We start from the raw sequence: 24,470 nt of genomic DNA, 5'->3' as shown, positions 1-24,470 counted from the left end.
TTATTGTATCAGTTTTTTTATTTCTTCAAGATCATCTATTTCATTTACCGTTTTGTCTCTCCGCCACCGTACGATTCTTGGAAAACGCAATGCTACACCACTTTTATGGCGACTACTGAAGCCTATTCCTTCAAAAGCAATTTCAAAAACAAGCTCAGCTTTTACTGTGCGGACCGGCCCAAATTTTTCAATAGCATTCTTATTTACAAAACGACTGACCTCCATAATTTCTTTATCCGTTAACCCTGAATAGGCCTTCGCAATTGTTACCAGAGAATCTCCATTTTTTACAGCAAAACTATAATCAGTATAATAAGCACTTCGCCTTCCACTTCCTTTCTGGGCATAGATCAATACTGCATCAATGGTCATTGGATTGATCTTCCATTTCCACCAGTCGCCTTTTTTTCGTCCTGAATGATAAGGAGAATTCTTTTGTTTAAGCATTAATCCCTCACTATTAATATCCCGTGAACTTTCTCTGATTTGATCTAATTCATCCCATTTTTCAAATTCAATAACCCTTGAAAGCCGAATTTTTTCAGGATTTTCATTAAGGAATAATTCTTCGAGCATAGCTCTTCTTCCAGAGATGGGCTTCACCCGTAGATCGTTGCCTTCAAGTTCAATTAAATCATAAGCAAATACTTCAACAGGAATATCAGTAAGCATCTTTTTAGTAACATTTTTTCTATTTAACCTTTTCTGTAATTCATTAAAATTTAAAACCTTACCATCCTTTACCGCAAGTATTTCTCCATCTAAAACAAAATTCCCTTTCATAGCCTTTACAGCTTCTACAATTTCAGGAAACTGTTCAGTGATCAGTTCTTCACCCCGGGACCAGATGAAAACTTCATCATTTCTTCTGATGATCTGACCACGTATTCCATCCCATTTATATTCGATCAGCCATTCGTTAGGTTCTCCCAATTCGGAAAGTTCTTTTTCCAAAGGATAGGCGAGACAAAATGGGTAAGGACGAGAGTTGTCAGCATTCACTTTTTCTGCTGAGATCAATTCCTGAAAAGAAACTTCACCAGGATTCCATTTTCCCATCATGCTATGCATTAATGCACTTGCTTCCTGCCCTGAATATTTTGTCAGAGCATTGATCAATGTTTTATCGGAAACACCTATACGGAAGCTTCCACCTAATAATTTATTGAAAATCAGTCGCTCCGTATAATCCAGCCCATTCCACGATTGTAAAACGAATTCTTTTTTTTCGGCCTCAGTTTTATCTTTCAGATTTACAATGTCATTCATCCACTGTGAAAGAGTCCGCTCTATTTTTTCTGTAGGCTGTGGCAGAATTAAGGAAAGTGTTTCACCAAGATCACCTACAGATGAATAACTCTCCTGAAAAAGCCAGAAGGGAAGTTGGGTAATTTCCAATGCCCATTCCTTCATTAAATTTGTATTGACATTTCTTTTGGGTCTTTTGCCGGTAAACAAAGCAATAAACCATACTTTATCTTCTTCAGGTGCACGCTCAAGATAATCGATGATCGCATCTATTTTAGCGTTGGTTTTATTAGTGCTTTCCAAAGCATTGATCAATTCTGCAAAATGTTTCATGGCTCAGGATTTTCAATGTTTTCTTTTTCAGCCTCTTCTTCATCCTCACCAAACTGAGTTTGTACAACATCAGCTTTAACACCTATTTCATTTAAGTATTTTGAAAAAACTTCCGTTTGCCCATGGGTAACATGAACAATTTCTGCTTCAGTAGCTTTTACAGCCTGCAGTAATCCACCCCAATCTGCATGATCACTCATTGCAAATCCTGCATCAGCACTTCGCCATCTTCTGGCACCCCGAACCTGCATCCATCCTGAACAGATGGCTGTCGCCGCTTCGGGTATTTTACGAATGATATTACTGTCTAATAAAGCCGGCGGAACAATAACAATTTCACTTTGCAGATGCTTGGTACTTTCTTTAAAGTCAGGAACCTCATATTCAGGAAGTTTTATTCCCACACTTTCAAAAGCTTCATTGAGCTTCCCAATAGAATAGTGAACATGGATTTTTCCTAATCCTTCTATTGCCTTCATAATACGTTGTGCTTTTCCAAGAGAATAGCCCACAAAAACAGATGTTTTCCCGTTTTCTTTATTTCTTAATACCCAATTTTGAAGTTTTTTATTAAGATCTTCAATTTCCAACCAGTTGTAAATGGGAAGCCCAAAAGTACTTTCAGTCACAAATTCATGACACTTTACCAATTCAAAAGGAGTACTTAATCCATCATCCTGAACTTTATAATCTCCTGAAATTACACTTACATATCCTTTATACTCTAATCTGATTTGGGCAGATCCTATGATATGGCCTGCAGGATGTAGAGAAACCTTGACTCCATTAATTATTGTAACTTCACCATAACCTACGCTCTGGCATTCAATTTCAGGTCCTATTCTTTGGTATAAAATAGGTTTGGTAAAATGGTGGCAAAAATACTTTTTCATTCCCCAACGGGCATGATCTGCATGTCCATGAGTGATCACCGCCAGATCGACAGGCCGCCAGGGATCTATGTAAAATTGACCTTGAGGACAATAAATTCCTTTTTTTGTGAATGTAATTAGTTTCAATGAATAATATATTATGATCTATAAAAACTTTTGGTATTTATATGACTTTGGTTGATTTTATCATTCAAAAAGCTGACCAATCACCAATAAATATTTAAAAATAACATTTTTTTAGATTGAACTTTCCAGCAATAAAACATTGGGCTTTCCACCAATAACATAAGTTCACATAAAGTTGAAATTTGTTTTACTAACTAAACAGAATAAAAAATACAAAATGAGTAAAACAATTTTAATTACAGGTGCTGCAAGTGGTTTTGGTAAAATTGCAGCTTTCGATCTAGCTAAAAAGGGACACCATGTCATTGCGACGACACAGGTTTACCCGCAGATGAGTGATTTAATAAGAGAAGCCAAAGAACAGGGTGTTCAGATGACTGTTGATAAATTAGATGTGACCAATCCTAAAGACATTGCTTATACTTTAAAAAAATATGATATTGATATTTTAATAAGTAATGCCGGTATCATGGAAGGAGGACCTATTGCTGAGCAGCCTCTGGATCTGATCCGTTCTATGTTTGAAGTAAATGTATTCGGAGCTTTGGAGCTGGCTCAAGGTTTTATTAAAAAATTTATCGACAAGAAAGGTGGTAAAATTGTTTTTACATCATCAATGGGAGGTCTTTGGACTGTTCCTTACGTTGCTGCTTACTGTGCTTCAAAACATTCTTTAGAGGCTATCGCAGAAGGTCTTAAGACAGAATTAGAACCTTTTAACATCAAAATAGCAACCTGTAATCCGGGAGTTTTTGGAACTGGATTTAATGATAGGGGAGTAGATTCTATTATGCATTGGTATGATCCTAAGGTAAATTTCACCCCAGAATCAGTTTTTGCAGGAACTACTGAAGCTCTTGCCAACCAACTTGATCCACAATCTATGGCTGATGTAATTGTAAATGTTGCATTAGATGATCATAGTAATTTCAGAAATTTACACCCTAAAGAAACAGAGGATTTTGTAAAACAATTACAAACAGAAGCCTGGAGTGTAAAAAGTTAAAACACAATATTCAATATTCAGAGAATGCGTAAATATTTTTGTTTACGCATTCATTTAACATCATTAAATAAAAAAAACAAATGAATATCACTTATTCTGAAGCAACAATTGCAATAAATGCATCCATAGAAAAAGCAAAATCTTTACATATTCCTGTAAGCCTTGCCGTAGTAGATACAGGAGGACATTTGGTCGCATTTGCAAGACTGGACAGCGTTTATGGCGTCATCGATTTTGCTATTAAAAAAGCCCGAACTGCAGTAATGTTCGGTGTCGACAGTGATACAATGGGCACTATTGTTTCAGGTGCTGACATTCATGGATATGGTATGTTAAATTCTAACGACGGACTTTTAACAATAGCAGGTGGCGTGGTTATTAAAAATAAAGAGGGAAAAATAATAGGAGCTATTGCCTCTTCCGGAGGTTCGCCGGAGCAGGATAAGGAAATAGCAAACAAAGGGGCTGCTGGTATTTTTTAAATTTCAGATATTTGTATTATGACAAAAAGTTCTGAAATAATATTTGATCGATTGGTATACTCTTGTGCTTTTGAAAAATACAGGGGAATGGAAGAATTTATTCCAGATCATTTTTTAGGATTCCAATTATCTGGTGAGACTCATGCTTTTCATGATCAGGGCAAGACTATTATTAAAGAAAATACAGTTGTTCTGGTCAGAAAAAATCAACTTGTAAGAACTATAAAACATCCTTCTAAAGAAACCCAGTATCAATTTATTTCAATTACTCTGGATAAAAATACACTTCAGCAATATGCAGCAGAAAACAAAATTATTGTTGATAACGAATTTAAGAATAAACAAAAATTCTTTTTTGAGTCGGATGATTTTTTTACGAAGTATTTTGTTTCTCTGATTCCCTATATTGATAAAACTAAAAATGCAAGCTCAAAACTAGCTTCGTTAAAAGTAAAGGAAGCAATTGAGCTTCTTTTACAAAGTAATCCTGATTTTAAGAATTTGCTTTTTGATTTTTCTGAGCCATATAAAACTGATTTAAAAGAATTCATGAATCAGAATTTTATTTTCAACTTACCTGTCGAAGCTTTTGCAAAATTAACAGGCCGCAGTCTATCTGGTTTTAAGCGTGATTTTCAAAAAGCATTCAGCATACCTCCCCAAAAATGGCTTAAAGAAAAACGATTGGAAGAAGCCTATTATTTAATTAAACATCAAAATAAAAAACCCACTGATATTTATCTTGATCTTGGGTTTGAGAATTTGTCGCATTTCTATTATTCGTTTAAAAAGAAATTTGGAGTAACAACCACTGAAGTCTGATTAGAATTAATTTATCAATTGTATTATAATGGATTTTATTCAACAGTTTAGTAATTGGACTAAAGGAGACTTAATTCAGGCTAAACTGATGATAGCCGGTATTATTATTTTTTGTATTCCTCTTATTTTTTATTCAACTAAAACAAGTGATGTCTTTTTTAAAGGGCTTATTATCCCTTTAAGTATTTTATCATTAATGCTTTTAAGTTATGGAGGCTATCTTTTGGTAACCAAAGGTAAAGAGATACAAAGGGTTGAAAAAGAATATTCAAAAAATCATCAGCTAACTCTTACGAAAGAATACATCAAAGCGAAAAAAGATAGTAAGAGTTATGTCATTTTTAAAACAATTTGGGTTTCTCTATTCATACTTTCCATATATTTACTTTTTGACAGCTGCTACATGAAGGGTCTCTCATTTGGCTTTATTATTCTATTCCTGGTTCTATTTATGACAGATACTTTCTTTCATGCAAGGTTAAAAACGTATCTTTCTTTTATACAAGAATCTAACAGAATAAATTAGTTAAAAAAAGATGAGCTGCAATAAACAGCTCACCTTGTATATGGTCATTTCGTAAATGCTTTTACGAGAAAAATTTTCTGAATTCCAAAGGGGATTGGGTCGTTTTTTGTTTGAAAAGTTTACTAAATGATTGTGGATGTTCAAAACCAAGTTCATAAGCAATTTCACTAACAGACAAATTCGTGGTACTCAACCGCTCTTTAGCATATTCAATAAGTCTGTTCTGGATATGCTGTTGGGTGTTCTGCTGCGTATGAATCCGTAATAAGCTTCCAAGGTAATTGGGGGATATATTCATTTCTTCAGCAATAGCTTTTACCGTAGGCAAACCATTTTCCGGGATATGCCCATTATTGAAATACCGGGATAAGGTCTCTTCAAATCGTTCAAGAATCTCATGATTGGATTTTTTCCTGGTTAGAAACTGTCGCTCATAAAATCGTTCGGAATAGATAAGCAATAATTCTAATTGGGCAATTATCAATTCCTGACTGAACTTATCGATGTTGGATTGATATTCCTTTTCAATGTTTTTTAGAATTTCAGCGATTGCATTTTCTTCTTTTTCTGACAAAAAAAGAGCTTCATTTACTGAATATTGAAAGAACTCGTACGATTTTATCTTTTTTGCCAGTGAAGTATTCCATAGAAAATCAGGATGTATAAGAAGTATCCAGCCCGTTGGCTCTACTTTTACATTTTGATTGATCTCTACTTTTAAAAACTGAAGTGGAGAAACAAATGACAGAACCCCCGAATCAAAATCATACTGTTGCTGGCCATAGTTGAATTTGGCATTAACATTCCTTTTTAAGCCTACAGAATAGAAATTCTGAATCCATTTCATTTCATTATCATCTATAGGATAAGAAACCTTACTGTAATCAATCAGGCTGATCAATGGATGTTCAGGACCAGGTAGATTACAAAAGTTATGAAACTCGGAAATCGAATTAAAGCGAAACATCTTTTCCATCGTGCTAATTTAGTAAATCAATTTTCTTTATAAAAAACCATACCACCGTGGTATAATATCCCATCTTTAAAGTCGCCGTCTGCGGTAAATCCAGTATCATCTTTATAATCAATATGATCTCCTGAAACCCAATAACTTCCCTGGTAGGCACTTTCACGCGAACCACGGGCTTCGTCGTATCGATTGTCGGGTAATAATTCATGGCGGATGTGACCGTCTTTGGTTACCCACATTCCGATATATTCTTTTGTTTCTTCTATCGTATTGTTCATAGGTACTTTTTATGAAAGTTCAGTATAAGCTGTAGATAGGGTATAATTTTTCCATTTTTCAGCATCTTGGGTTAGGATATCGATTTTATTTTTAAGTAAATCAATCGTTTCATTTCCTAATAACAAATGTACAGGTGGATGCTCTTCTTTACTCATCGCAATGAGAACTTCTGCTCCTTTTTCTGGATCATTCATCTGATTTCCATTAATGGTATCAAGATGCAGTTGTTGAGATTCACGTGCCATTTTGTAATCTTCGATAGCATTTTCAGGAGTTCTGATTGATCCTTTTGTAAGAAATTCTGTACGAAAATATCCAGGATATACAACAGTAGCTTTTACGCCAAATTCTTTAACTTCCTCTGCCAGTGCTTCTGTAAATCCTGCCATAGCAAACTTGGTGGAACAATAGATCCCCCAACCTGCAAAACCTCCGGAGAAACCTGCTACTGAAGAAATATTAAATATATTTCCTGATCTCTGATTTCGTAAATAAGGCATTACATTTCTGACAACATTTAATGCTCCAAATACATTAACATCAAAATTTTCACGTGATTCCTCATCAGAAAGCTCTTCTAAAGAACCAACCTGCGCATATCCGGCATTGTTTACAATAACATCAAGTTGTCCAAAATGAGCTATACTTTTTTCAACAGCCTCCTTAACACTTGAATTCTCTTTCAAATTGACTTCCAGGGGTAAAAATGTTTCAGATGCACTACCAATCTCTTTAATCAGAGAATCCGCATTTCTACTCGTTGCTGCTACACGATATCCTTCGGCTAGTAATTTTTTAACTAAATTAAGTCCCAATCCTTTAGAGGCACCAGTAACGAACCATACTTTTTTTGTTTCCATTTTCTTTATTTTTTGATCTTAATTGATGATACAAAGATCATAAGGAAAACAAAATTCTACTTAACTGAATCCACCAAAGGTATAACCAAATCGTGGATGGCTTGATTTTCTGATGGCTTCAAAACCAATTTCATTGTTTGTATTTGTTAAGTTCTCTTTTTATGCATACAAAAGTGCATATATATAGTATCTTTTATGATTGGATTTGGAGCATTATTTTTCAAAATCATAAAAATTAATCCCAACTTCATCATCTTTAACTTTTACCATTTTTGTGTTCAAAGGATAAAAAATAAATTCTCCTGCACCGCGGATCTTTGCATCCAAGAGATGTCCTGCCAAAGCGGTATAGTCCTGTCTTCCCAACGTGATATGCAAATGGAGTAGTGGTTTATCATCCATTACTGAAACATTTCCTGAAATATTAGAGGCCTCCATTTGTTCATTGAAAGTCTTATCGACATAATTTTTTGTCGAAGGAACAAAAAACCGAAGTGTTGCCTCGCTTACTGCACCTATTCCTGTTATCTCTCCGGACTGTATTTTTTGAACCTTAACAAAGTCCGTCAATGCTTCTACAATACCTGACCTGTCTTTTACACTTACAATATAGATCTCATCTACTTTTTTAGCAGTCCAAAGAGTTCCTTTAAAAATATCCGTGTTCATACCATGTTTTTATAATGATTATTTTTTCAGATAATTGATAATACCGATCACATCATCTTTTCCAAATCCCGCATCATGAGCCGACTGGTAGGTATCAATTAATGTTTTTGATAATGGATAATCAGCTCCCGCTTTTTTGGCGAGAAGAATATCTTTTAACATAAGATCTAATGCAAATGCCGGTTCATAGTTATCATTCACCAGTAGTGGTGTTTTAACTTTTGTAGCACCACTACCACTTGCGCTCTCATTAATAATGTCCAGCATATCTTTACGTTCTATTCCTAGCTTATCCGAAAATAAAACAGTCTCAGCAAGTCCTTGATATAGGGTAGATATGAAATAGTTTACTGATAATTTTGCAGCAATTCCTTTTCCATTCTCTCCCAAATGCTTGATGGTTTTTCCAAGCTTTTGTAAATAAGGTTGTGCACGCTCTACATCTTTTTCTTCGCCACCTACCATAATAATCAGGGTACCATCAGCAGCAGGTTTTGTACTTCCGGCAACAGGAGCATCAATAAATCCGGCTTCTTTTATTTTAACAGCGGAAGAAATATCATTACTTGCCTCAGGAGAAATAGTACTCATATCAACGAACAGTTTACCATGAATATCTACTGATAGTATTTCTTCATATACTGCTCTTACTGCATCATCATTGGTCAGCATTGTAAAAATAACATCACTGTTTTTAATCACATCTGAAACCTTACTGTAAACTGTTGATTTTTCTTTAAAGTCTTCCGCTTTTTCAATTGTTCTGTTATAAACAGATAGCGGAAATCCCGCTTTTTCCAGATTTTTGGCCATTGGATTTCCCATATTTCCTAATCCAATAAACCCTAATTTTGTATTTTCCATAGCTTTTATAATATTAATGATAATGAGAGTAAAGAGTAAAGAGAAAAGACTATTATGGTCGATAATTTCAACTTTTAATCTTTAGTTTTTAAAAAGTATTTACCAGATCATCGATTGTTTTCAGTTCTTCTTTGCTTAAATTAATATGAATTGCATTTGCATTTTGAACAGCTTGTTCCACATTTCTGGCTCCTGCTAAGGCGATAGTGATTCCAGGTCTTTCAATAGTCCATCTTAAAACCAACTGACTCAAACTTGCATTATGCTGTTCTGCAATAGGTTTAATTTTATCTAAAAAGACATTTGTTTTTTCAACAAATTGGGGTTGAAAATGAGGTAAACTAGCTCTATGATCACCGGGTTTAAACTCATAACCGGAATGTATTTCCCCTGTTAGCAATCCTCTTTCTAATGGGCTGTAAGCCAACACAGACTTGTTGTGATCTATGCAGTAAGAAACTGTTTCGCTTTCAACGGTGCGGTTGACCATATTGAATGGAATTTGGTTAGAAACCAAAGGAAGCGTTCTTTCGGCTTGCTGTATCTGTGATGCAGTATAATTACAAACTCCTGCAAAACGCACTTTTCCCTGTTCTATTAATTTTAAAACAGCCTCAAAAGTTTCATCGATGGGAGTGGTAGAATCTGGCCAGTGAATTTGATACAGATCAATATAATCAGTTCCTAATCTCTTTAAGCTTTGTTCACATTCATAAATAATGCTTTCTTTTCCCGCATATTTATAAACTTCGATCGCATTTCCATTATGATCATAGCTTTTCATTGCAAAATCTCCTTTCTCCAAATCCCAACGCATCCCGAATTTTGTGAGAATTTGAACTTTATCACGAGAAAATCCTTTAATAGCCTCTCCAACAATTTCCTCACTGGCTCCCTGTCCATAAATTGGGGCAGTATCAATAGAAGTCACTCCAACATCATGAGACGCTTTAATTGCTTCAACAGCTTCCTTTCGATCTTTGCTCTTCCACATCCAACCTCCAGTAGCCCAAGCTCTAAGCGTGATCGCTGAGACTTCCAGTTCACTGCATCCTAATTTTCTGTAATTCATATTTTTTGTGTTAATGTATAATGTAAAAAGTATTGATGACAGACAGCAACTTATCATAAATTGACATCGATGATTTGTGTTAAAACTGCACATTTTGTACTCTGAAACTTTATCATTATTACATCATATAAATTTAGGGAAATATGTGGTTAAACAATATTTAAATCAGATCCTTTATTATTTAAATTCATTAATTAATATAAATATTACATATCAATCTTATGGTAGAAATAAGCTTAAATTTTTCATCTTGGAATTTTTTATAATCAGAAAACTTACGGAAATTTGCAGAAATGATAAAGCAGTAAGTAAAATGAAGATCATCGATGTTGAACAATGGAACAGAAAAGAACATTTTAATTTTTTTTCAAAAATGGCAAGTCCATATTTTGGTTTTACAACAGAAGTAGATTGTACTACGGCTTATGATACGGTAAAAGCAAATGGCTATTCTTTTTTTGCCTATTACCTTCATAAATCAATGGCCGCAATAAATTCTGTGAATGAATTAAAAATGCGGATCGTAGATGATCAGGTTGTTCTATTTGATGTCATCCACGCCGGAACCACCATTGCCCGAGCTGATGGAACCTTTGGTTTTTCATTTATTCCTTTTTCAGAACAATTTGAAACTTTTAATGCTGAACTTCAGGAAGAAGTTAAAGCGGTACAAAATTCTTCAGGGTTAAGATTGAGTACCGATACTGTGACTAAAGCTTTAATAAGACATTCTACCATTCCGTGGAATACTTTCAGTGCTTTGTTACATCCTACTAATCTTGATCCAACAGAATCTATCCCCAAAATTACGTTTGGAAAATTTAGTATCCGCAAGGGGAGAAAATACCTGCCTGTTTCTATTGAAGCACATCACGGTCTGGCTGACGGTCTTCATATTGCAAAATATCTGGAAGAATTTCAAAGACAGCTGGATCTTTAAGAAATATTTTTCATATAAATAGGTATCTTTGTGTCTATCTAAAAGATATTCCATTCTTTAGTTCACTAATTTCTTTCATTAAATTTAAATTTAAAATTTTGCTATGCAGACGAGCTCATCTCCTGGTATTTCACGTACTGTAATCTGGCTAATGGCTATTATTTCAGGACTGGTAGTTGCAAATAATTATTATAACCAACCCTTACTGGCTCTTATTTCTGACGACCTGGATGTTTCTGAAAGTGCTGCAAGTAAAATTTCTGTACTTACTCAGGTAGGATATGCATTAGGACTTTTACTAATTGTCCCTCTTGGGGATAAATTTCTACGTAAAAAACTGATACTGGTAGATCTTTTTCTGGTTTTCGGATCACTTTTATGGATGACTTTTGCCACTCATTTGTGGATGCTTTATGCTGCCAGTTTACTAATTGGGATGACTTCTGTAATTCCCCAGCTTTTTGTGCCTATCGCTGCTGAGCTCTCATCTGATGAAGAGCGGTCTTCCAATATTGGAGTGGTGATGTCAGGTTTACTGATGGGCATTCTCTTATCACGTTTTGTAGGAGGAATTGTGGGTGAAATATGGGGTTGGAGAGCCATGTTTGGCATTGCTGCGGGTGTAATGATCGTTGTCTGGATCGCGGTATATAAAATGCTTCCGGATCTGCTTCCTAATTTCAAAGGGACTTATAAAGAACTGATGCGCTCTGTATTTCACTTAGCCAGAACACAACCTGTTTTACAATTGGCCTCTTTCCGTGGAGCAATGGCTTTCGGTTCAATGTGTGCATTGTTTACATCTCTGGCTTTTCATATGGAAAAAGCTCCTTTTAATGCCGGTTCATCTGTTGTAGGAAGTTTCGGATTGGCAGGAGCGGTTGGTGCATTAGCTGCCGCTAAAGTTGGGAAATTTCAAAAATTTATGGATCTGAACAGGATTATCCTATATTCACTACTGATTGTATTGGGAAGTTGGGCATTTACATATTTTGCAGGTGAAACCTATTGGGGATTGATTGTAGGTGTTATCCTTGTTGACCTTGGTGTTCAATCAAGCCATATTATGAATCAGACCAATTATTTTTTAATTAAAACCAATGCAGTCAACAGATTAAATACCGTTTATATGGTTTTTTATTTCATTGGTGGATCACTTGGAACCTGGCTGGCTTCCATTGCCTGGCATTACGCACAGTGGAATGGAGTATGTTTTGTAGGGGCTAGTTTCGGACTTCTGGCTTTGATAGCCCACATATTATTTAATAAAAAAGTGACCAGTAATTCTTAATTGTGTCCGGTTAAAATACTATTTGTGATTTCCTTTAATTTTTAAGATCAGTTGTTAATGTCCGTTTTTTATTAATTTCCGGTGTTTCTCACCCCATTTTTCCAACACTTCCCATATCGGGATCAGTTCTCTGGCAATATCTGTCAATTCGTAATCTACTCTTGTTGGAACTTCAGCATACACAGTTCTCTTGATAAGACTTTCTTTTTCCAGCTCTCTCAATTGTAGCGTCAGCATTCTTTCTGTGATTCCGCAAATTCGGTCGCGGACTTCACTGAAGCGCAATTTATTATCCTTTAATTGATTTAATATCAATAATTTCCATCTTCCTCCAATTTTACAAACTGCATACGACAGATCACATTCCTGTATGTATTTTCTATTGATGCTATTTGTCGAATTTTCTTTTATTTCCCCCATGGCTTACAAATTTGTTAGTCCCATACAATTCACTGTATACAGTGCAAATGTAAGATTTGAAAATTAATTTTGTCCCTGCAAACTGAAAATATTCAGTAATGGGAACAATAGCGCTAAAGTTTCCTGCAATAAAATATTTAACATAAAATAAAAAGAAAAATGCAATTAACATTACCGATAACTCAAATTTTAAATCATTTAGAAAAAATACAGCTATTCAATGCATTTAATCCATTAGAAGAAACCCGAAAATACCTTGATACCATGACGTTTCAATTGAGTGAAAAAAAAGAGGCTGTAAAGATGATTGAGGAATTCAATATTACCCACGGAAAACATGAAATACCAACTAGAGTGTATCGTCCAAAAGGAAGGGAAAATCCAAGCTCTTCAGCCATCATCTATATACATGGAGGATGGTTTATTGCGGGGGGCTTTGAAACCCATGATGCTGTCGTTCGGAAATTAGCCAATAAAACTGGGTCAGTTGTCATTTTTATAGATTATAGATTGGCTCCGGAGCATCCTTTCCCTGCCGGACTCAATGATTGTACTCATGTCGTAAAATGGGTTGTTGATAATGCTGTATCTCTGGGGATCGACAGGCATCAGATTGGGATCATAGGTGACAGTGCAGGCGGAGCACTTGCTACTAGTGTTTCAACACAGCTAGGGGAGCTGTTTAAGTTTCAGATCTTAATTTATCCTGCAGCTGATAATAAACTCAATACAAACTCCTGGTCAATCTATGAAAATGGACCTGTTTTAAACAAAAAAGGTGGAATTGAAGCCTGGAAACATTATTATCCTACGGGAGAAAACCAACTTGATCCTTTAGCAGTTCCTATACTAATTGAAGATTTTAAAAATACACCCCCTACTATGGTTATTTTAGCAGAGCATGATCCATTAAGAGATGAAGGAGAAGAACTGGCACAGCATATGAAAGATACAGGGATCCCTGTCCATATCAGCTTCTATAAAAATATGGTTCATGGCTTTATGCATATGGGAGAAATTCTAAATGAAGTTCAGAAAGCTGTAGATGAGATGGCGATTTTTGCCTGTCAGAATTTTGAAACCATCACAGAAAAGCAGGGATGAAAAAGTATGCATATATTGGATGTCTGGGGTTTATTGCAGTCATTACGACCGAATTTGGAGTCATTGGAATCTTACCACAAATAGCAGACTATTACAAAATAAGCATAGATAAAGCAGGCTATTTACTAAGTGCTTTCGCTTTAATCATTGCTTTAACAGGACCTTTTATGACCTTATTGACATCAGGATTTAACCGTAAAAGTGTAATGTTTACTGCGATATTTATATTTCTTATCACCGGAATTGTCTCTTATTTTTCTCCTCCGTTTTGGCTTTTAATGCTTGTAAGAATCTTACCTGCTTTCTTACAGCCTGTTTATATTGCAACAGCATTGTCTGTTGCGGTATCACAGGCTGACAAAAAATACAGTAATCAACTTATGGGTATTGTATTTAGTGGGGTAGCTATTGCAATGGTTACTACGGTTCCTTTTGCAACCTGGATTGCTAGTTTGTGGTCATGGGAATATTCATTTCTCATCCAGTCCATTGTAAGTTTAATTGCACTAATAGCCATTTATTGTGTATTGCCCTCTATGCCTGTAAAAGAAAAGAAAACATACGGAAGCCAGATTAAAATACTTACACAGCCTACTTTTATAATCAGCACAGCAATGAATTTTTTTATGATTACCGCTTGGTTTTCTACCTATAGTTATTTTGCAGATTATCTGAATAAAGCTAAGGGGATGGATTCTACCATGGTGAGTTATATGCTTTTTTTATTTGGAATTATCGGGGTCATTGCCAATTGGATCGCGGGAAAAATGCTTAGCAAAAATATAACACTTACTACAGCTTTTTTTCTTTCAGGAACTATTATTATGCCTGTACTTCTATATTGGTCTGATGGAAGTATGATCATGACTATTATTGCCATTGGAATTTGGGGGTTTCTGTATTCCCCGAGTTTTCTTAATGCGTCCACTTATATGATCTCTTCAGCACCGAATTCTTTGGAGTTTGCCAATAGTCTGGCTACTTCATTTGGTAATTTGGGAGTAACTCTTGGAACAACACTCGGAGGCTGGATGATTATCCGTTATGACGTTCAGTATAATCCATGGATCGGGCTTTTTTTTGGACTGCTAGCCTTACTGATGATAGGGTTAAGAAGCATGATAGAGAGAAAAAAGAAAATGGTGACAGCAAGAAACAGTTAAATGTAATAAATTTTGTTACATTAAAAATATTTGGTAACTTTGCAGGATTAAATTTATCAAAAGAAATACAATGAAAATAGAAATCTGGTCGGATGTTATGTGTCCGTTTTGCTATATAGGAAAGAATAATTTTGAACAGGCTTTAGAAAAGTTACCCTTTAAAGATCAGGTAGAAGTAGAATGGAAGAGTTTTCAACTGGATCCGACACTGAATCCATCAGAAACGAAAAACACCCTTACTTATTTTAGAGAAAAGAAAGGATTTCCTGAGGCTCAGGCTAGTCAAATGATCAGCCAGGTAGCACAAATGGGTAAAGGTGCTGGAATTGATTTTAATTTTGAAAAAGCTTTAATCACCAATACTTTTTCTGCTCATAAACTTCTACACTTATCAAAAAAGTATCATAAGTCTAATGAAATGGAAGAAGCATTATTTATTGCTCACTTTATTGACGGTAAGAATGTAGGTGATCCTGACACTTTAGTATCTATTGCAGACTCATTGGGTATTGACAGAGAGGAAGCAAAGCAGGCTGTAACTTCAGAGGAATTTACTCATGAAGTGAATGAAGATATTCAACAGGCAAGAAATAATGGAATTACAGGTGTCCCGTTTTTCGTTTTAAATGGTAAATATGCTGTATCAGGAGCCCAACCTGTTGACGTTTTTGAAAATGCACTTCAGCAAACATACAAAGAAACTGTTTCATCATTTACCGATCTTTCTAATGGAGAGAATGCCTGTGATGCTGATGGATGCGGTATTTAGTGAGATATTTTAAAAAAAAAGAATCATTGCATAAAACCTGAAGAATTTCTTCGGGTTTCTTCTTTTCTATTTGTATTTTTACCATAAAGACCTTTATTTTATTTCTGTACATAATATTAATGAAAATCCATTTTTACCAACCTGCGAATCCAGTACTAAGAAAATATATCCAGGGATATTATTTTATGTCTAAAGATGATCCTGATCATGCCTTACGGTATCTTACATTTCCCAATAACTTTTTTATTGTATCAGCTTGCCAGAATGCTGAAGTAATGGAGAATGAAAATAAAATAGAAATTTCCCAATCTCCTGAAGAAAATGTACTTGTTGACCTCGTTTCGCGGTGTACCAGCTCTACTGAGATATACTACATACAAGCTATCAATGAAATTACGATTTATTTTAAACCATTAGGAATATATCATTTTTTCAATAATGAGAATATTGTATTTCTTGAAGATGAAATCATTGCCTCTGACTTTCCGGAAATAGTGAATTCTATTCTCAATGAATCAGACCGGGAAACACAAATACAAAAACTAGAAGATTATTGGCTTTCAAAATTTATAGAGAAGGATCTGAGCTTTGTAAAAAAGATAACGCAGAACCTTGAAACTGATATTAGTATCGAAGATATCGCTCAGAAGAATGGAATAACTCGTCAGTATGTCAATAAAATTTCTAAACGCTATCTCGCTAAATCTGCTTCTGAATATCGGAAAGTACATCGTTTTAGAAAGGCACTGATACAGAATAAACAAATAAAAAACCTGACAGAACTATCTTATGAAAATCTTTTTTATGACCAATCTCATTTTATAAAGGATTTTAAAGAACTTACCAAAATAACTCCGGGTACTTTTTTTAAGAAAGTTAATACCGAACAGAAAAATATATGGTTGTTTATTTGAATGAGTTTCCTTTTTTACAATTCTCACTTTGCCTACGAAAGTATTTTTGCCATACATTAAATTTTAATCTAATGAAAAAAATACTAATTCTTGCTTTTTCACTTTACTCTTTATCTTCTTTTTGTCAGAATACAAATAGTCCGGTCATAAAAGAGATTTTGGGAAAGGTCAAAGACCACTATTTAGACAAAGATCTTTATAAAAAACTGGATTCTGAACTTCAGTTGAAAAATTTCGAATCTCTTAATGGAAAAAATCTTGCCGAAGAACTTACGAAACAATTAAGAATAATATCTCAAGATCAACACTTTTTTGTTAAATACGTGGAGAATTTCAATCCTGAAGATCGGAAAATTACAAAAGAAATAACCGCTTCAAACGATTTTCACAATAGTCTTGAGAATTTTGGCTTTGAGAATGTAAAAAGATTAGAAGGTAATATTGGTTATATTAATTTCAAAGGATTTGCAGAGCCCAATTCGAGTGCCAAAACGTTAGCATCAGCAATGGATTTTGTGGCCCATACTAATTCATTAATTATTGATCTTAGAGAAAATAGAGGTGGGGATAATGGAATGCTCTTGCTATTTTGCAGCTATTTCTTTAAAGAGAAAACCAATTTGTATTCCACCTATTTCAGAGATAAAGAAAAAACAGTACAGAATAACACGCTATCAAAAGTGCCTGGTCAAAAATATCTCAATAAGAATGTTTACATTCTTACCAGTAAACAATCTTTCTCGGCGGCAGAAGGATTGGCTTACTTTTTAAAAGCATATAAATTAGCCCAGGTAATTGGTGAAAATACCGGTGGAGCAGCTAACCCTGTAGATCCGTTTATAATTGGGAATAAATATCTTCTATTAATTCCTACTGGAAAAGTAACAGCAGCAATAACAGGTGGAAACTGGGAACATACCGGAGTTAGTCCGGATATAAGCACAACTTCTGAAAAGGCTTTTAAAACCGCACATGTTTTGGCACTTAAAGAGATTCTGAAGAACAAAACAGAAACAGATTTAAATAAAAGTGATCTAGAAAAAGTAATACGTCAATTAGAAAATGAATAGATAAAAAAATACTATTTCTTTTATTATTTAAAGCAAAAATCCTTTCGAACAAATGCTCAGAAAGGATTTTTTATTAAAAATTTAAATCTTTCGATTACTTAGAAGTTCGCAAAGTTTTTACCTAAATGCTCTTCTATAACAAAGAATGGATCTTCTTTCAGTGTATGTCCTCTCATATCAAGAAGACTTACCTTACTCATCATCCTTAGCATGATTCTTCTTTCACAGGTATGTTCGACACCGTTGATACTTTTCACACCGGCACGGAAAGCAGATCGTCCGTGAGCACACAAATGGTTATTCACCACGATAACATCTCCAGCCTGAGGAGTAAAATCTGAATAGATCAGGTTTTTTGCTTCCTGCCAGAATTTGCTAAGCGCATGATGTGCCAGATCAGTCTGCTTGATATCTGGATTAAACAATTGCTCTGCAGCATCGAAACGCATAAAAGGAAGATCTCTGTTACCATACAGAACCGCATCCAAAGTGTCTACTTCTTCTGCTTCGGTTTGTAAATTGGCATCCTTAGGGATCTTAAAAATAGGATCGAATAAAGGTCTGTACTCTTCCCTGATATTTTCATGGGAACGGATAGAGTATAGGGTTGATGGCACCTGCTCCTCATTACGGATATACATAAAGCTTAAAAAGTCAGCCTGATGTTTAAGGAAAGCATCTTCAGTATGTACATATAAATCAGTTGCAGATCCCGATCCGGTTTGTGTTTCACGCATTTTTTCATCCGGAATGATCGCATGGATCAATCCACCTCCTTTACGTTGTGAATAATATTGTACCGGTTTAGACGGAAGAGCTCCGTGTATCAATGCACAGGCAAATCCATATTGATTGAATTTTGAATAATCTGCTGATTGCCAATTAGCAGGGGTACTGCCTATTTTTTCCTGATCAATATCAAAAAGTCCCTGGAAAATAAGAGCCCCATACTGATTTTCAGAAAAGTCACTGGCAAAAGAAGCCAATACTTTTAGCAATCTCTCCGGTAAAAAGTAAGAGGCAAGCTGATGGACCTGCATTACAAATTCACGGTTTTCGAAATTACTATATTTTTTCTCAAGATAATCCACTGCCTCCATGATCATCTTGCGCTCGCCATCTGTAATTTCAATAGCTACAGGAAGTAGCCGCTCTGCAGTCAAACTGCTTTTTTCTAGAATTTTTAAAGAATTCATTAAAAAAAATTTTGTGTTAGGATTAAATTATTATATTTGTTTTTAATTATTCTAAATAACAATAGGGTTGTCAAATTTATGAATTTTTAATTAAGTACCAAACAAAAAATGAAAAAATTTAAAACTTAACGTATTGATTACGAGATGGATACTTCATCTCTATATAGAAATAAAAAAACCACAATTTATTCAATCAACGTTATAAATAAATATATGAACAACGAAATTTTGCCTCACGGGGAAGTGATAAATAGCACTTTGAATCACTTTTCGGGGAAATTTGAAAACATTTTTCATCAAGATAATTATGATCACTATCGTTCCGCTATCAATGACACTTTAAACCTAGTTGGAACTTTTCTTCATAGAAACGACAAACCATTTAGCGGTATCGAAGCTAAAACAATGAAAAAGAAGGTTCAGCACATCGATCTGAATCAAAAACTCTCTTCTTATGAAGAGTTATTAAATGAGGTAGATGATATCTACGTAAAGCATGCCACAGCTTTTCATCTTCCTCAATATGTTGCTCATCTTAATTGCCCAATCGTCATCCCTGCATTGGCCGGAGAAATCCTTGTCAGCGCCATCAATTCTTCCCAAGATACTTACGACCAAAGTGCCGGAGGTACTTTTATGGAAAGAAAACTGATCGACTGGACTGCAGAAAGATTAGGTTATACAACTGAAAGTGATGGTGTTTTTACCGCAGGAGGATCTCAAAGCAACCTAATGGGATTGGTGATGATGAGAGACTGCTATTCTCAAAAGAATTTAAATCACAATATTAAACAGGATGGTCTTCCACCTGAAGCCAGCCGTTTTAGAATCTTTATTTCTGATAAAGCTCATTTTAGCAACTCAAAGAATGCATCAATAATGGGATTGGGTGAGAAATCTATCGTCAAGGTTCCTACAGACAATGAGTTCCGTATGGACATCACTTTACTTCAAAAATACATGAAGAGGGAAATTCTTATGGGGAATATTCCTATCGGGATTATTGCTACTGCAGGAACTACAGATTTTGGAAATGTAGATCCTTTAGAAGACATTGCCAATATTGCAGCACATCACAATATATGGATGCACGTAGATGCAGCATATGGTTGTGCATTGCTTTTAAGTGGTAAATACCGCCATTTATTAAATGGAATAGAAAAAGCAGATTCTGTGACTATAGATTATCACAAATCATTCTTCCAGCCGATCAGCAGCAGTGCTTTTATCGTTAAAAACAAGAGAGAATTGCGAATCCTGAAACATCATGCAGATTACCTGAATCCAGCAGAAATGGATGAGGAGGAAATTCCTGCACAAATCAATAAGTCGATCATACAGAGTACCCGCAGATTTGATGCATTAAAATTATGGTTCACTTTAAGAATGATGGGACAGGAACAATTAGCTGAATACACAGACCGAGTAATCGATCTTACTAAAGATGTAGCAGAGATGATCACGGAAGATCCTGAATTTGAACTTTTATCTCATACAGACCTTAGTGTATTGGTATTCCGTTATCTGAGATCTGATATTGAAGATCTGAATGCCCTGAATCTGCATATTAAAATGAAACTTTTCTATAGTGGAGAAATCCTTGTTGCCAGTACCAAGGTTGATGGTAATTTCTACCTCAAGTTTACCTTCCTTAATCCGATCACTACAACTGAGGATGTTCATCAAATTTTAAATAAAATAAAAACTCATGGAGAAGACTTTGGAACAACAAACTAAGTTTGCAAAAAAAGCGCAGGAAATTACTGCAAGAATCCTGTTAAACGGAATGTTTCGTGAACTTGGAAATGGAAAATTCTACGAAGGGATTCCAAAATATGATACGCTCACAGCTAAAGCACTCCAAAACACTAATTATCCATTATATCTAAGATTCGACTTAAAGAAAAGCGAACTATTTTTATTTGCTCCTGTTTCTTACCGCTCTGAAAGTTCTTTCCATGATTATGGATTTCCAATATGGGCTGTTGATCATAAAAACCAAAAGGTTTTTGAAGTAGATCTGGATCAGCTGACGGCATTTGTATATAAAGAATTTTCAGAAAGCTTTAATGAAAAAGGATTCGATAAGTTCATTGATAGAATTCACAGCAGTTTAAAAAATATGGAACTGACTATTGCTGCCAATTCACAAAATAATAAAACATCAGCCTACTCTTTTTTAGAATCTGAGCAGCAACTTCCTATAGGTCATAACCTGCATCCGTTTACAAAATCAAGAATGGGATTTTCGGAAGGAGAGCAGCTTCACTACGGCCCTGAATTCGGTAAAGCGATCCAACTTGAATATTTTTTGATCGATAAACATAGTGTACGAGAGAATTCTGTCCTGGAAATATCATGCAAGGAATTATTGAAAAGTATGGTTTCATTACCTGAAAACATTAGAAAAGAATATTTAAAGGATGGGGAAGTGCTTTCTGATTTTTATATTGCCCCATGCCACCCTTGGGAAGGAAAGTACTTTCTATCAACCAAGGAAGGAGAAGAAATGGTACAACTCCGAAAACTAATTCCTATCGGAGCATTAGGAGATGAATTCTATTCTACATCTTCTATAAGAACTCTTTACAACCTGGATAGTGCCTGGATGCCTAAGTTCTCTTTGCATGTTCTGATGACAGGGTCTATAAGAATAAATAGTTTTAAAGATCTTAAAAGAGGTTACGCTTCTTCTTTATGGTGGAAGACCGTAGCTCATTCATTTGAGAAAAACTTCAGTCATTTTAAATTATTATTGGAACCTGCTTCATTAAGTGTACATCATAACGGAAAAAATATAGAAAGTCTAAACTTATTACTCCGTGAAAATACCTTTAAACCAGAGGACAAAGTATTATTACTGGCAAGGCTATGTCAGGATGAACCTGCCGATGAATCCAGCTTTGTACAACGTTTTTTCAAAGATGTTGCAGATCGTCTGGAGACTACCAAGGAAGAAGCTATCAGCGTTTGGTTTGAGGCTTATATCAAGCTTCTTATTGCGCCTTTAAACCACCTTTACAGTCAATATGGCATGGCTCCTGAAGCCCATCAGCAGAATTTACTGATTGGATTGAATGATAATCTATTGCCTGAAACTCTTTTTGTAAGAGACGGACAAGGGTATCTGTTGAGAGAAAGCGCAAGAGACCAATACCAGGATCTTTTAAAAGATCATATTGAAATTGAAGAACTTTTTATCAGAGATGAAAGACTTCTTGATATTATTTCACATCATCTTTTGGTAAGTAATTTATCTGCACTGATTACATCATTGGGTAAAACAGGATGGGTAAAAGAAAGAGATCTTATCGATAAGGTTTATAAGGAATTTGTAAAGCTGAATCATGAAGATCCATCTGATATCACCCGCTATGCATTAACAAATCGCTATTGGGGAACAAAAGCCAATTTACAATCAGCCATTCTTGATATGGATGGTGGCATCAATGCTTCTTCTCTTTCATACGCCAGAGTACCCAATCTGCTTCATAAGCACTTCTTTTCAGATCAGCTGATTAATCCGAAAGGAAAAGAGGTTTTCTTCAGACGCTATTTTGAGAAAGAAGATGTTACCATTACCATGCGTCCGATTGATCTTGATGAGGATCTTGAAATGCTTCATGAATGGTTCAACCGTGAACATGCAGTAAAAGTATGGCAAATGAACTGGCCGATTGATGAACTGGAAACCTATTACCGTCTGATGTTACCAAGCGAGGAAGGACACAGTTATATCGTATTAAGCAATGGCGAACCTTCATGTAATATTGAAGTATATTGGCCATGCAGAGACATAGTAGGAGATTACTATGAAGTACTTCCTACAGATTATGGAACACACCAGTTCATAGCCCCTACAGATCCTAAAAAGAAATATGTCTCTCCTTCCACACAATCGATGGTTGATTACGTATTTGCTCAATCAGAGGTAGGAAAAATGGTTGGTGAAGGTTCTGTAGATTCTCTGGCGTCGATGATGAATAAAGCACATGTAGGTTTTAAAGTCGAGAAAGTTATTGAAATGCCTCATAAAAAGGCCAACCTTAATTTCTGCTACAGAGAATGGTACTGGGAAAAATTCCCTCAAAACAAAGATGTACAAATCAATGCAACAATCACTGAAAATGAATAACGAAACAATATATAATGTAATTGGAATAGGTATCGGACCTTTCAATCTGGGTCTTGCCGCTTTATCCAATCCAATTTCTGAATTAAAAACACTTTTCCTTGACCAGAGAGACGGTTTCGACTGGCATCCGGGGTTGATGATCGATCATGTAACGCTTCAGACGCCTTTTTTATGCGACTGTGTATCCATGGCCGATCCTACGAATCCTTTAAGTCTCCTGAATTACCTTAAAGAAACGAACAGGCTTTATAAATTCTTTATCAGGGAAGATTTCTTCATCCCTCGTAAGGAATATAACCGTTACTGCCAATGGGTGGTGAGCCAGTTACCGCAGTGTCGTTTTTCAACACAGGTAGTGGATATTATATATGAAGATGGACTTTATCTCATCACAACAGTTCATACCAAAACTAAAGAAGCGGTAGTTTATAAAGCAGAAAGACTGATCCTTGGAACAGGAACACAGCCACATATTCCTTCGTTTATTCCAAAAGAAGATTCACGCATCCTTCATACCAGTTCTTATTTATACCGAAAAGAGGAGCTTTTGGCAAAAGGAAAAAAAATAGCTGTGATAGGTTCAGGACAAAGTGCAGCAGAGGTTTTCTATGACCTGCTTCAGAGCCGTAACGAAAATACAGAACTAGGTTGGTATTCCCGACCAGATCGATTCTTTCCAATGGAATATGCTAAACTAACCTTAGAGCTAACCTCTCCTGACTATGTAGATTATTTTTACGGCAGGGATGAAGCAGCAAGAAAATCAATTTTAAGCAAGCAACAGGCTCAGTTTAAAGGCATCAATTATGACCTGATCAATCAGATCTATGATTTTATTTATGACCTGAACATTGATAATGCTGATCCAAAGCTCACGATTATTCCAAACAGTCAGCTGGATAGGGTAGATAACAGCAGTCCGGATCGTCTTACCCTTGAATTTACACAGAAAGAACAAGGGATTCCTTACGAACAGGAAGCTGATTACATCGTAATAGGAACAGGATACCGCTATCAAGAGCCTTCATTCCTAAAGAATATTGAATCTAGAATTAAAAGAGATTCATCTGGTTTATACGCTGTCAACAGAAATTATTCTATAGATCATAATGGTGGTGAAATTTATGTACTTCATGCAGAAGTTCATACTCACAGCTATATTTCTACGGATCTTGGAATGGCTGCATACCGAAATTCTTACATCATCAACGATATTCTCGGAAGAGAATATTACAAAGTCGAAAAGAAAATCGCTTTTCAGGATTTTGACGTCGAAAAATATTCTACTATACCCACAACTGCCACTATTTAATACTTA

Annotated in this window: 24 protein-coding genes; 14 read left to right on the top strand and 10 right to left on the bottom strand. The window is 35.3% G+C overall.

Features of this window, described 5'->3' with window-relative positions; translation table 11 throughout:
• Positions 1-1,581: an ATP-dependent DNA ligase gene (locus tag AC3WRL_RS15945; protein ID WP_492330728.1), complete on the bottom strand. Its 1,581-nt coding sequence runs from the start codon at positions 1,579-1,581 to the stop codon at positions 1-3.
• Positions 1,578-2,600 carry a ligase-associated DNA damage response exonuclease gene (locus AC3WRL_RS15940; RefSeq protein ID WP_214825028.1) on the bottom strand — a complete coding sequence of 341 codons (1,023 nt, stop codon included), beginning with the start codon at positions 2,598-2,600 and terminating at the stop codon, positions 1,578-1,580. The genes AC3WRL_RS15945 and AC3WRL_RS15940 overlap by 4 nt, the downstream gene beginning before the upstream one ends.
• Positions 2,601-2,817: 217 nt before the next feature.
• Between AC3WRL_RS15940 and AC3WRL_RS15935 the strand changes: the two genes are divergently transcribed.
• The 4 genes from AC3WRL_RS15935 (at position 2,818) to AC3WRL_RS15920 (ending at position 5,436) form a co-directional block, all read left to right on the top strand.
• A complete protein-coding gene (locus AC3WRL_RS15935) occupies positions 2,818-3,606 on the top strand; it encodes an SDR family oxidoreductase (protein ID WP_492330727.1) in 789 nt (262 codons plus the stop codon).
• 80 nt (positions 3,607-3,686) lie between these two features.
• Positions 3,687-4,088 carry a GlcG/HbpS family heme-binding protein gene (locus AC3WRL_RS15930; protein ID WP_214825022.1) on the top strand — a complete coding sequence of 134 codons (402 nt, stop codon included), beginning with the start codon at positions 3,687-3,689 and terminating at the stop codon, positions 4,086-4,088.
• 18 nt (positions 4,089-4,106) lie between these two features.
• Positions 4,107-4,910 carry a helix-turn-helix domain-containing protein gene (locus tag AC3WRL_RS15925; RefSeq protein ID WP_214825019.1) on the top strand — a complete coding sequence of 268 codons (804 nt, stop codon included), beginning with the start codon at positions 4,107-4,109 and terminating at the stop codon, positions 4,908-4,910.
• 28 nt (positions 4,911-4,938) lie between these two features.
• Positions 4,939-5,436: a hypothetical protein gene (locus tag AC3WRL_RS15920; RefSeq protein WP_492330726.1), complete on the top strand. Its 498-nt coding sequence runs from the start codon at positions 4,939-4,941 to the stop codon at positions 5,434-5,436.
• A gap of 61 nt (positions 5,437-5,497) precedes the next feature.
• On the opposite strand, the gene AC3WRL_RS15915 is transcribed toward AC3WRL_RS15920, so the two are convergent.
• From AC3WRL_RS15915 to AC3WRL_RS15890, 6 genes are all read right to left on the bottom strand, one after another.
• Positions 5,498-6,412, bottom strand: coding sequence for a helix-turn-helix domain-containing protein (locus tag AC3WRL_RS15915; protein ID WP_214825013.1), 915 nt, complete (start codon positions 6,410-6,412; stop codon positions 5,498-5,500).
• A 17-nt stretch (positions 6,413-6,429) separates the two neighbouring features.
• On the bottom strand, positions 6,430-6,684 hold the full coding sequence (locus AC3WRL_RS15910; protein ID WP_251040450.1) for an Atu4866 domain-containing protein: 255 nt from the start codon (positions 6,682-6,684) through the stop codon (positions 6,430-6,432).
• Between the two features lie 9 nt (positions 6,685-6,693).
• Positions 6,694-7,545: an SDR family oxidoreductase gene (locus tag AC3WRL_RS15905; protein WP_214825010.1), complete on the bottom strand. Its 852-nt coding sequence runs from the start codon at positions 7,543-7,545 to the stop codon at positions 6,694-6,696.
• Between the two features lie 213 nt (positions 7,546-7,758).
• Positions 7,759-8,214 (bottom strand): PPC domain-containing DNA-binding protein, encoded by a 456-nt coding sequence (locus AC3WRL_RS15900; RefSeq protein ID WP_214825007.1) that lies wholly within the window; start codon positions 8,212-8,214, stop codon positions 7,759-7,761.
• An 18-nt stretch (positions 8,215-8,232) separates the two neighbouring features.
• Positions 8,233-9,078, bottom strand: a complete 846-nt coding sequence (locus AC3WRL_RS15895; RefSeq protein ID WP_214825006.1) for an NAD(P)-dependent oxidoreductase — start codon at positions 9,076-9,078, stop codon at positions 8,233-8,235.
• Positions 9,079-9,166: 88 nt separating this feature from the next.
• Positions 9,167-10,150, bottom strand: a complete 984-nt coding sequence (locus AC3WRL_RS15890; RefSeq protein ID WP_261512166.1) for an aldo/keto reductase — start codon at positions 10,148-10,150, stop codon at positions 9,167-9,169.
• Between the two features lie 250 nt (positions 10,151-10,400).
• Here AC3WRL_RS15890 and AC3WRL_RS15885 point away from each other — a divergent pair, with 250 nt between their 5' ends.
• The gene (locus tag AC3WRL_RS15885) at positions 10,401-11,090 is read left to right on the top strand and encodes a CatA-like O-acetyltransferase (RefSeq protein ID WP_492330725.1); all 690 of its coding nucleotides are present in this window, start codon (positions 10,401-10,403) and stop codon (positions 11,088-11,090) included.
• 103 nt (positions 11,091-11,193) lie between these two features.
• A complete protein-coding gene (locus AC3WRL_RS15880; RefSeq protein WP_492330724.1) occupies positions 11,194-12,381 on the top strand; it encodes an MFS transporter in 1,188 nt (395 codons plus the stop codon).
• A 54-nt stretch (positions 12,382-12,435) separates the two neighbouring features.
• Here the strand turns inward: AC3WRL_RS15880 and AC3WRL_RS15875 are convergent, their stop codons facing one another.
• Positions 12,436-12,801 carry a winged helix-turn-helix transcriptional regulator gene (locus AC3WRL_RS15875; RefSeq protein WP_214825000.1) on the bottom strand — a complete coding sequence of 122 codons (366 nt, stop codon included), beginning with the start codon at positions 12,799-12,801 and terminating at the stop codon, positions 12,436-12,438.
• Positions 12,802-12,960: 159 nt separating this feature from the next.
• On the opposite strand from AC3WRL_RS15875, the gene AC3WRL_RS15870 reads away from it, so the two are divergent.
• The 5 genes from AC3WRL_RS15870 (at position 12,961) to AC3WRL_RS15850 (ending at position 17,821) form a co-directional block, all read left to right on the top strand.
• Positions 12,961-13,905: an alpha/beta hydrolase gene (locus AC3WRL_RS15870; RefSeq protein WP_492330723.1), complete on the top strand. Its 945-nt coding sequence runs from the start codon at positions 12,961-12,963 to the stop codon at positions 13,903-13,905.
• The gene (locus AC3WRL_RS15865; protein WP_492330722.1) at positions 13,902-15,068 is read left to right on the top strand and encodes an MFS transporter; all 1,167 of its coding nucleotides are present in this window, start codon (positions 13,902-13,904) and stop codon (positions 15,066-15,068) included. Before AC3WRL_RS15870 ends, AC3WRL_RS15865 begins: the two co-directional genes overlap by 4 nt.
• Positions 15,069-15,138: 70 nt before the next feature.
• Positions 15,139-15,837 (top strand): DsbA family oxidoreductase, encoded by a 699-nt coding sequence (locus tag AC3WRL_RS15860; protein WP_214824990.1) that lies wholly within the window; start codon positions 15,139-15,141, stop codon positions 15,835-15,837.
• A 119-nt stretch (positions 15,838-15,956) separates the two neighbouring features.
• The gene (locus AC3WRL_RS15855; RefSeq protein ID WP_214824987.1) at positions 15,957-16,751 is read left to right on the top strand and encodes a helix-turn-helix domain-containing protein; all 795 of its coding nucleotides are present in this window, start codon (positions 15,957-15,959) and stop codon (positions 16,749-16,751) included.
• Positions 16,752-16,822: 71 nt separating this feature from the next.
• On the top strand, positions 16,823-17,821 hold the full coding sequence (locus AC3WRL_RS15850) for a S41 family peptidase (protein WP_492330721.1): 999 nt from the start codon (positions 16,823-16,825) through the stop codon (positions 17,819-17,821).
• Positions 17,822-17,919: 98 nt separating this feature from the next.
• On the opposite strand, the gene AC3WRL_RS15845 is transcribed toward AC3WRL_RS15850, so the two are convergent.
• Positions 17,920-19,017 (bottom strand): TauD/TfdA family dioxygenase, encoded by a 1,098-nt coding sequence (locus tag AC3WRL_RS15845; RefSeq protein ID WP_492330720.1) that lies wholly within the window; start codon positions 19,015-19,017, stop codon positions 17,920-17,922.
• A 213-nt stretch (positions 19,018-19,230) separates the two neighbouring features.
• On the opposite strand from AC3WRL_RS15845, the gene AC3WRL_RS15840 reads away from it, so the two are divergent.
• Genes AC3WRL_RS15840 through AC3WRL_RS15830 form a run of 3 tightly spaced genes read left to right on the top strand, consistent with a single transcriptional unit; the run spans position 19,231 to position 24,464 of the window.
• A complete protein-coding gene (locus AC3WRL_RS15840) occupies positions 19,231-20,754 on the top strand; it encodes a pyridoxal phosphate-dependent decarboxylase family protein (protein ID WP_261512186.1) in 1,524 nt (507 codons plus the stop codon).
• The gene (locus AC3WRL_RS15835) at positions 20,726-23,152 is read left to right on the top strand and encodes a GNAT family N-acetyltransferase (protein ID WP_492330719.1); all 2,427 of its coding nucleotides are present in this window, start codon (positions 20,726-20,728) and stop codon (positions 23,150-23,152) included. The genes AC3WRL_RS15840 and AC3WRL_RS15835 overlap by 29 nt, the downstream gene beginning before the upstream one ends.
• A complete protein-coding gene (locus AC3WRL_RS15830) occupies positions 23,145-24,464 on the top strand; it encodes a lysine N(6)-hydroxylase/L-ornithine N(5)-oxygenase family protein (protein WP_214824975.1) in 1,320 nt (439 codons plus the stop codon). Before AC3WRL_RS15835 ends, AC3WRL_RS15830 begins: the two co-directional genes overlap by 8 nt.
• Positions 24,465-24,470 lie beyond the last annotated feature (6 nt).

Source organism: Chryseobacterium sp. FW101-FHT12H09, from assembly GCF_058790395.1.
This window is presented reverse-complemented; position numbering and strand designations above follow the sequence as displayed.